General features: G+C 45.4%; 5 protein-coding genes. 1 reads left to right on the top strand and 4 read right to left on the bottom strand.

What is annotated here, in order from left to right:
* Window positions 1-68: 68 nt before the first annotated feature.
* From gltB to J7I83_RS04690, 4 genes are all read right to left on the bottom strand, one after another.
* Complete coding sequence (gltB, locus tag J7I83_RS04705) at window positions 69-4,655, bottom strand: glutamate synthase large subunit (RefSeq protein WP_215099527.1); 4,587 nt, start codon at window positions 4,653-4,655, stop codon at window positions 69-71.
* A 255-nt stretch (window positions 4,656-4,910) separates the two neighbouring features.
* A complete protein-coding gene (gene recQ, locus J7I83_RS04700; protein WP_215099526.1) occupies window positions 4,911-6,683 on the bottom strand; it encodes a DNA helicase RecQ in 1,773 nt (590 codons plus the stop codon).
* Between the two features lie 237 nt (window positions 6,684-6,920).
* Entirely contained in the window at window positions 6,921-7,706 is a 786-nt protein-coding gene (locus J7I83_RS04695; RefSeq protein ID WP_215099525.1) for an SDR family oxidoreductase, read from the bottom strand.
* Window positions 7,707-7,900: 194 nt separating this feature from the next.
* Window positions 7,901-8,257 (bottom strand): helix-turn-helix domain-containing protein, encoded by a 357-nt coding sequence (locus J7I83_RS04690; protein ID WP_215099524.1) that lies wholly within the window; start codon window positions 8,255-8,257, stop codon window positions 7,901-7,903.
* Between the two features lie 437 nt (window positions 8,258-8,694).
* Here J7I83_RS04690 and J7I83_RS04685 point away from each other — a divergent pair, with 437 nt between their 5' ends.
* Complete coding sequence (locus tag J7I83_RS04685) at window positions 8,695-10,191, top strand: peptide MFS transporter (RefSeq protein WP_215099523.1); 1,497 nt, start codon at window positions 8,695-8,697, stop codon at window positions 10,189-10,191.
* The last annotated feature ends 331 nt before the right edge of the window (window positions 10,192-10,522 follow it).

Raw genomic sequence — 10,522 nt, 5'->3', positions numbered from 1 at the left:
GGCTGAAAACACGCCGCTTCGACAGATCGCCTTACACCTGTCAGAGCTGAACAGGCACTTCCGCTTTTCTATTTTCCAGCGCCAGCCATTTTGCTTTCTTCAAAAGCAGCCATTTCTGCTTCAGATTTCGCCATCCCGCTGCTTTGCAATTTGCTGATTCGTTCATTGATCTGCAGATAGGCTTTCGGAATGACCCGCACAAACTTGGCTGTATAAATGTCCCAATGTGCCAATAAGCGCGTTCCTTTGGCACTGCTTGTGTAATGCACGTGTTTTTGAATCATTTGACGCAGTTCTTCAATTTCTGCTGGATCGGCAAGCGGCTGCAAATGAACCATTTCTGCATTGCAGCGTTCGCTAAATGTACCTTCTTCGTCCAGTACATACGCAACACCACCAGACATGCCGGCTGCAAAGTTCTTGCCGGTTTGCCCAAGTATCGCTACACGGCCGCCCGTCATGTATTCGCAGCCATGGTCGCCCACGCCTTCAACGACAATTTTCGCTCCGCTGTTTCTAACCGCAAAGCGCTCGCCTGCTACACCGTAGATATAAGCTTCACCGGCGGATGCCCCATAGAATGAAACATTTCCGATAATGATGTTATTCTCTGGCAGGAATGTTGAATCCAATGCCGGGTAAACTATAATTTTACCGCCTGACAAGCCTTTTCCGACAAAATCATTGGCGTCACCGATCAAGTTCATAGACATTCCTTTTGGAATAAATGCGCCAAAACTTTGGCCGGCAGACCCCTGGAAGTTCAAGTTGACCGTATCTTCAGGCAAGCCCTCCGCGCCATAACGTTTCGAAATGGCACTGCCGATAATCGTTCCTGCAGCTCTGTGGATATTGCGGATTGCAGTTGCCACTTCGACGCGTTCACCCGTTTCTATCGCATTTCGGCAACGCGGCAATAACTCCTGATAATCCAATGTTTTTTCCAATTCGTGATTTTGCTTAATCGTTGCATAACGCCCAACTTTTTCAGGAAGCTCTGGTTGATACAGCAAAGCACTCAAGTCAATGCCGCCCGCCTTCCAATGATCCACCGCTTGGTTGGCCTCGATGACATCTGTCCGGCCAATCATTTCATTGATGGTACGGAAGCCAAGTTCAGCCATCAATTCACGTGTTTCCCGTGCGATAAAACGCATGAAGTTTGCCACGTGTTCTGGATCTCCGCCGTATTTTTCGCGCAGCTCAGGATTTTGAGTCGCAATGCCGACAGGACAAGTATCCAAATGGCAAACGCGCATCATGATACAGCCAAGTACGACAAGTGGAGCCGTTGAAAAACCGAATTCTTCGGCACCTAATAGAGCCGCTGTTACTACATCGCGGCCTGTCATCATTTTGCCGTCTGTTTCCACAACAATTCGATCACGCAACCCGTTCAACAGAAGAGTCTGATGCGTTTCAGCCAAGCCGATTTCCCACGGCAGGCCTGTGTGTTTCAAACTTGTTTTCGGTGCTGCTCCCGTTCCGCCATCATAGCCGCTGATCAATACAACATCTGCACGGCCTTTTGCTACGCCGGCCGCTATTGTTCCGACACCGACAGCCGATACCAATTTGACGCTTATGCGTGCACTTGGATTTGCGTTTTTCAGGTTGAAAATCAGTTCAGCTAAATCTTCAATTGAATAGATATCATGATGCGGAGGCGGTGAAATCAATTCAACACCCGGCGTAGAGCCGCGCACTTCCGCAATCCATGGATAAACTTTCTTGCCTGGCAAGTGTCCGCCTTCTCCTGGCTTCGCTCCCTGCGCTACTTTAATTTGGATTTCATCGGCATTCACAAGGTAATGGCTGGTTACGCCAAAACGTCCAGATGCCACCTGTTTGATGGAACTGCGGCGATTGTCGCCATTTTCATCGGGAATAAAGCGTGAAATTTCTTCTCCGCCTTCTCCTGAATTACTTCTTCCGCCTATGCGGTTCATCGCAATCGCAAGAGCTTCATGCGCTTCTTTACTGATGGAGCCGTAAGACATGGCTCCTGTTTTAAAGCGCGCACAGATTTCCTCGATGGTTTCCACTTCTTCAATCGGTACCGGTGTCTGTTTCTTAAAGGACATTAAGCCTCGCAGGGATTGGAGGTTTGCTTTTTCATCAGTCAACAGATTGGTGTACTTTTTGAAGACATCGTAATTATTGGTCCGGCATGCATGCTGAAGTGTATGGATCGTTTTTGGATTGTATTGATGGTTTTCCCCGTTTTCGCGGTATTGGAATTCGTCACCTGAATCTAATGCCTGATCGTCTCCTTGAGCAGTCGGATACGCTGCTGCATGTCTCATGAGAACTTCTTTGGCAATGATATCGAGGCCGATTCCGCCAAGGCGCGAAGAAGTACGCGTGAAGTATTTATCGATTACGTCCATATGGATGCCGACAGCTTCAAAAATTTGTGCGCCGCGGTAGCTCTGGATGGTAGAGATACCCATTTTGGAAAGAACTTTAATGATGCCGTCTGTCACGGCTTTTACGTATGTCTTTTCTGCTTCTTCAAAAGTCATATTCGGAATATCTTCTATTTCAATCAGGTTCTCTATCGTATCAAAGGCCAGGTAAGGATTAATACCTTCTGCTCCATAGCCAAGAAGTGCTGCAAAATGATGTACTTCACGAGGCTCTGCCGATTCCAGCAAAATACTCATTTGCGTGCGGGTACCTTGACGAATCAAATGATGGTGAAGGCCTGAAACGGCAAGAAGTGCAGGAATTGCTGCATATTCTTCAGTTACACCGCGATCAGATAAAATGAGCAGTGTCGCGCCTTCTTTAAGCGCTTGATCTGCCTCTGCAAATACGGCATCCAACCTTTGTTCCATCGCTGCCTCTCCGTCATTTTTTGAAAACAGGATTGAAATCGTGTCAGTTTTGAAATCGGGAATGTTCTGCTGGCGCAACTTCTCAAGTTCCGCATCAGTCAAAACCGGTGTTTCCAGACGAATGTGGCGGGCACTTTCAGGGCTTGGTTGAACCAGGTTCCCTTCGGCGCCAATGGTCGTCCGTGCAGCTGTAATAATATGTTCACGAATCGCATCAATCGGCGGATTCGTGACTTGAGCGAACAATTGCTTAAAGTAGTTGTAAAGAAGCTGCGGTTTTTTCGACAAAACAGCCAATGGTGAATCATAACCCATTGAACCAACAGGATCCTTGCCGTCAGTTGCCAGCGGTTTGATGATTTTTTGGACTTCTTCCATCGTATAGCCGAAAGCCAGCTGTCGTTTGATCAAGGGTTGCGTATCGTCAGAGTTTGAAGGTTTCACTGGCTCTGGAAGATCATCCATGTCGAACATGTTTTTCTCGATGAAATCCTTATACGGCAATTCTCCTGCAATCTGAAGTTTGATTTCTTCGTCAGGAATGATTTTGCCTTCTTCCAGATCCACAAGCAGCATTTTACCTGGACGCAGACGATCTTTGTAAATGATATCGTCCGCAAAAATATCCAATGCGCCTACTTCTGAACCCATAACAATCATGCCGCTCTTCGTCACATAATAACGTGCAGGGCGAAGGCCATTTCGGTCTAGGCAAGCCGCAATCTGTTTGCCGTCAGTAAAGACCAATGCAGCCGGTCCATCCCATGGCTCCATGAGCGTACTGTGGTATTCATAGAAATCTCTTTTCTCCTGTTTGATGGTCGGGTCATTGACCCATGGTTCCGGTACCATCATCATTGCCGTATGGGCAAGAGATCTTCCAGACAAATGCAAAAATTCAAAGCAGTTGTCGAACATGGATGAGTCACTTCCCGTTTCATCGATGACAGGAAGGACTTTTTGAAGATCTTCTTCATTGAATGCCGGAGACGCGCATTGCATCTGACGGGCACGCATCCAATTGACGTTCCCTCGTAAGGTATTGAATTCGCCGTTGTGGATTGAGTAGCGGTTAGGGTGTGAACGCTGCCAGCTCGGGAAGGTGTTCGTGCTGAAGCGTGAGTGGACAAGAGCCACTGCTGATTTGAATTCTGGATGGTTGAGGTCAATATAGAATGAATCCAGCTGTTCCGGGATAAGCATGCCTTTATAGACAATCGTACCTGCTGACAGGCTGCTGAAATACACGTCTTTAAAGTCTTCGTTGCCGACCATTGCCTGTTCGATGCGCTTACGGATAATATATAACCGGCGCTCAAGGTCTACCCGGTTTTCCAACCCGTGCGCAGCTCCGATAAACACTTGACGGATAACAGGCTTAGTTTTTGATGCGACTTTTCCAACAAACGAATCATTTACTGGAACCGGACGCCATCCAAGACAAATTTGGCCTTCTTCCTGGATAATTTGATGAATTATTTCTTTTGTTTTCATTCGAAGATCATAATCCTGCGGCATGAAGAGCATACCAATTCCGTACTTTCCTTCTTCAGGCAATGTAATGCCTTCTTTTTCGCATTGCTTGAGGAAAAAGCGATGAGGAATTTGTGTCAAGATCCCAGCACCGTCTCCTGTGCTTGTATCAGATGACTGGCCACCGCGATGTTCCAGGTTACACAAAATATTTATGGCATTTTGAACAATTGCATGTGATTTTTCTCCATTAATGTTGGCGATCATCCCTATTCCGCACGCCTCATGCTCTTGATCTGGATGATAAAGTCCTTGTGGGATTGGATATTCTTTCTTGCTCATCAAACCGCCTCCTTCATTACACTCTTGTGTCATAATATTTTGATAGTATATCATAAGTCTGAATATATATACAATTCCTCTGAGTAAAAAAATGTTTTTACTGAGCCTCAAATACTGCACACCCGTGAAAACGCTTCCAATTTTACGGTAAAAATGCCAGAATTTTTATTAGAATTAACTGTATAATTATACAAGTCTGACAATTTGAAAATAAAAAAACCCCGTTTTATCTGGGGTTTTCCTGCTTATATTTATTCAGTTGTTTACGGTATCAAAAGATTGGATTGCCTGTAAAAACGCCTCGCCGTACTTTTCCAGTTTGTTGGCGCCAACGCCATTGACTTCTAAAAATTCTTCTCTATTCTTCGGCCTTCTCGCTACCATATCCTGCAATGATTTATCAGAGAAAATGACGAAAGGCGGCACTCCGGCTTCGTCAGCCAGACCTTTCCGCACTACGCGCAACTCTTCGAATAAAGGATCGTTTGAAGCAATCCGCTTAGTGACAACAGCACCTTTTCTCAACACTTTGCGTTTGCCCAGCAACACGTCTCTTCCGCCATCCGGTACATAGATGGTCGGAAACGAACCTTGCTCTACCGCCAATAACTCCTGAGAAATCATGAATTCCATCAAGTTCGACACTTCTTTGGCATTTTGATGCTTTAAAATGCCGTAGGTCGACAGCTTATCAAAACCAAAATCCAGTACTTTTTTATTGCGTGAACCGGTCAGCACCTGGGCCGTCATCGCCTTGCCAAACTTCTGCCCCATCCGGATGACACAAGACAAAACCATTTGAACATCTTTTGTGACATCCATGCTTTCCCGGTCGTCCAAACAATTGCCGCAATGCCCGCATTGTTCAGCAGCTGTATCGCCGAAATAATGGATGATGAATTGCTGAAGGCAACTTTCGGTATGGCAATAATCGACCATTCCCTGCAATTTGACCAATTCCCCTGGAATACGGCTGGGATCTTGCGCCTGATCAATCAAAAACCGCTGTGTCTGGACATCCTGCGAGGCATATAGCACGATGCATTCACTCGGCAAACCGTCCCGTCCCGCACGCCCAGCTTCCTGATAATAGCTTTCCATGTTTTTCGGCACCTGATAATGGATGACAAAACGGATATTGGATTTGTCGATGCCCATGCCAAACGCATTGGTGGCAACCATGACAGTTACTTCATCATTAAGGAAACGCTCCTGGCCGCTTTTTCTTTCCTGGTCCGGCATACCGGCATGGTATTTTGCTGCCTTGATGCCTTTTTTTATCAGCATCTCGTAAACCGAATCCACTGTTTTACGGGTGGCTGCGTAAATAATGCCCGCTTCATTGTCGTTCTTTGTCACATATTCCTTTACAAACCGTTCCCGGTCTTGCCCACGTATAACTGAAAACGTCAAATTGGCCCGTTCAAAACCAGTCATGATGGTATGCTTTTCTTCAATGTCCAAGATCCGGCAAATGTCCTCACGCACTTGAGGCGTTGCTGTGGCCGTTAGAGCCAGCACCGTCGGATTATTTGGAAACAGTTCCGTCATACGGCTGATCAGTCGGTAGCTCGGGCGAAAATCATGGCCCCATTGGGAGATGCAGTGAGCTTCATCGACCGCAATCAGCGGAACATGGACTCCCTGCAGTTCATTGAGGAACATTTCCGAATCCAGTCGTTCCGGAGCAATATACAGCAATTTGATGGCTCCACGCTGAACGTCCATCAGCGTCTCCCGAACTTCGTCAAAACCGAGGGAACTGTTTATATAAGCAGCCGGAATGCCGGCTGCTAGTAGAGCATCTACTTGGTCTTTCATCAATGAAATCAAAGGCGACACGACAATTGTGGTTCCTTCCATAACAAGCGCAGGAATTTGATAGCACATCGACTTGCCTCCGCCTGTCGGCATGACACAAATCGAATTATGCCCTTCAAACACCTGCGTAATGGCTTGTTCCTGGCCAACCCGGAAGGACTCATAGCCAAAATGGGACTGCAGTAATTTCTTTGCGCTTTCCAACAAAATAAAACACTCCTAATACTCGTATCGTATGAGTTAGCTTACCACATTCCCACCCCTTTTTCTTCGATTAAATATCAGCAAAACACTGCCAAAAAGACATAAAGAAAACCGCCCTTCAAGCTTGCGCTTTCGAGACGGCTTTCTATTCCCCTCACTTTTTCAAGCAAAGGAAAAGGATGTTTGTTTTCTATGAAGTTTATCGTATTTTGCTTACTTATAATGAAAGAATCAGCTTTCTCAAACTTTCAACTTCCAACGCTCCGCTTCTTCTTCCTTCATCTGCTTTTCTGTTTCCTCGGGGAAAGCGGTGCGGAATTTATGGGTATCTAGAGGGATGATTTCAACCATCTTCTTTATCATGTCTGCTGGGTCATATTGATTTTCCAGCCCTTTTTCAGCCTCTTCCATGTCTTCTTTGCGCGTAAAGTGAATGGCTTCATCGTACCATTTCCATTTTGCTTCCGCGCTGCGATCATTAAAGCCTGTCGCAAAAGCTCCTGGATTGATGGTCGCCACCTGAACGCCATGGCCTTTCAGTTCCTTCTGCATCGTCGTCGCAATGGCTTCGATGGCGTGTTTGGTTGCAGTATATGGCCCCACATAAGGAGTCGCCATGATCCCGGCCATCGAAGACATGAAAATAATTTTTCCTTTTCCTTTATCCACGAACTTACGCGCAGCAATCTGGGCAGTTTCCAAAGTGCTGAAGACATTGACCTCAAACAATTCCCTGAAGTTTGACATCGGCACTTCTGAAAGCGGCCCACCTTCATTGACTGCAGCGTTCGCCACAAAAATGTCAAAATCGTAGTCGAGCATTTGCGCCAGATCCTGAGGATTTTTGATGTCCATTTTAAAAACGTCCAATTCCAGCCCTTTGGCGGCAGCTTCCTCCCGTAATGCCGTCACCTGTGGAGCGGTTTCCACCGGCGCGATCACCTTATGGCCTTGTTCTGCAAGACCGAGTGCCGTCCCTTTCGCCAATCCACTTCCTGCTCCTGTAATAAATATTGTTTTACTCAATTAATCCAGCCTCCTATATTCCATTTTTCTATACTTTATGTCTTCCCAGAGGAACACAAGATAAACACAGTTTAGCCAAAGCAACTTTCTTTCGTCCGGCTTCCTATAGACTTCACTGACGATGCAAAAAAGCCCGGTCCTTTTCAAAGGATTGGGCTTTTTTTATTAGGCTTTTTTATTGGGCTTTTCAGTAATCAGTTTGTCGCGACTCCATAACTGCCCATGCGGCGCTTAACTTGAATGAAAGATGCAGCTTCAGCAAGTTCATGCTGATTAAGCGGCTGGTCATCCAACATTAAGTTGTAATCATTTAAAAAACTTGTATTTTGAAGATCTACATTGATTGTCCGTTCGCTACGATCCAACAAACTGTCGACCGATATCCCAAAATAATCGGCAAGTCTTTCGAGATGAACTACAGAAACTTGTTTCTTTCCACTTTCATAAGCCCAGACCGTACTTTTCGCAAAGCCGATTTCTTCTGCCAACTCTTCAGTAGATAGTCCTTTAGCTTCTCTTAAGTCCTTGATTCGTTTGCTTAATTGTTTCATTTTACACTCCTGCTCCCTAATTAATATTCTAACTATTTTAAATATACTGCACCTTGCGCTTTTTCACAATCTTTTTTGGATAATTCTTTAAAAAAGTGTGAATAATTAGTGAACACTAACTAAAGAATACTAAATATGGGAATTAAATAGGATATTAGTTTTACTTAATTTACCATATTAAAAGATATTTCAAATAGCAGGTAAATAGACTCTTTAAAGATAAAATCTTTCACCAGTGCCCCAACACCTGAAAAAAAGTAACTAATAACATAAATTAGAATATAATCATTATTCTAATAAAGTTTAATTTTATCTTCACCTATATTTTCTTATCTTTTTTTATTTAAAAAAGCCTTTATTGCTATTTTTTAAATTAATTTTGATTTTTATAACTAAAAAAAGTATTATGTTAGAATAAATAAATGGAGGTTAGTATAATGTCTGAAAAGTATTCTCGACAAGAGATTGTCAATAGCGTTCCTCAAAAAGGCTTTTTTGGCCATCCTGGAGGTCTCTTCACCTTGTTTTTCACTGAATTTTGGGAAAGGTTCTCCTATTATGGGATGAGAGCCATCCTGGTCTTTTATATGTACTATGAAATTTCCGATGGCGGTCTGGGTCTTGATCAGACGACTGCATTGTCCATCATGTCCATTTATGGCTCACTCGTTTATATGTCTGGAATTATCGGTGGCTGGTTGGCCGATCGGATATTCGGTACATCAAAGGCTGTTTTTTATGGTGGGATTCTCATCATGCTTGGGCATATTGCTCTAGCGATTCCTGGTAATCTTGCTTTGTTCTTCGTATCCATGGTCTTAATCGTCCTGGGTACCGGTTTATTGAAACCGAACGTATCCAGTGTAGTCGGCGAAATTTACGCGGAAAATGACGATCGCCGCGACGCCGGATTCAGCATTTTCTATATGGGAATCAACATGGGTGGCTTCCTGGCACCTTTGATCGTCGGTACTGTCGGCATGAGAATCAGTTTCCATTTAGGCTTCAGTATTGCAGCAGTCGGCATGTTCCTTGGTTTGGTGATTTTTGTAGCCACGAAGAAGAAAAATCTCGGAATGGCAGGAACTATTGTGCCAAATCCGTTATTGCCTTCAGAACGTAAAACGACAATTAAAATCTTTGTGTTTGGTGCGTTGATCATCGCAGCAGCAGTTGCAATCGGCATTCCAACAGGGCTGCTGACTTTTGACAGCTTCGTAGCGATTGTCGGTATTTTTGGTATTTTAATTCCGATTGCTTATTTCACAGTTATGTACCGCAGCAAAAAAACAACAGAAGTGGAACGCTCACACCTGTTGGCATATATTCCATTGTTCATCGCATCCGTCATGTTCTGGGCAATTCAAGAACAGGGTTCAACCATTCTCGCCGCTTACGCGGATACCCGCACAGATCTTGAATTTGCAGGAATCACCTTTTCCCCTGCCTGGTTCCAATCCCTGAACCCTTTGTTTATCATCATGCTGGCTCCAGTCTTCGCTTGGCTGTGGGTTAAGCTGGGAAGCAGACAACCGTCTATTCCGCAAAAATTCTCTCTCGGCCTCCTGTTTGCCGGATTATCTTTCCTGGTCATCCTGTTACCGGCTTATTTCGGCGGTCCAGCAACCTTGGTCAATCCGCTTTGGCTTGTCCTTAGCTATTTCATTGTCGTTCTCGGCGAACTGTGCCTGTCCCCAGTGGGATTATCGGCGACCACCAAATTGGCGCCAGCAGCTTTCTCAGCTCAAACGATGAGCCTGTGGTTCCTGTCCAACGCTGCCGCTCAGGCAATCAACGCACAATTGGTCAAATTCTACACAGTGGAAAACGAAATGATGTACTTCGGTATTATCGGGGGCGCTTCGATTGCCCTCAGTATCCTGTTGTTCCTCTTCGCACCACGCATCCAAGGCTTCATGAAAGGCGTCCGGTAACTTAGAAAAGCGAAAGTGCCTATGTAGATTCGACGGGCATAAGGCGCGCTGGCGAAGCGGCATTTTTTCAGCCGCACAGCCAGCGTGACTTATGACCCTAGAATCTGGGCACTGGAGCTAGACAAAAGAGAAAAGCGAAAGTGCCCATGTAGATTCGACGGGCATAAGGCGCGCTGGCGAAGCGGCATTTTTTCAGCCGCACAGCCAGCGTGACTTATGACCCTAGAATCTGGGCACTGGAGCTAGACAAAAGAGAAAAGCGAAAGTGCCCATGTAGATTCGACGGGCATAAGGCGCGCTGGCGAAGCGGCGTTTTTTCAGCCGCACAGCC

This window comes from Planococcus sp. ISL-110 (genome assembly GCF_018613575.1).
Classification (GTDB): Bacteria; Bacillota; Bacilli; order Bacillales_A; family Planococcaceae; genus Planococcus.
This window is presented reverse-complemented; position numbering and strand designations above follow the sequence as displayed.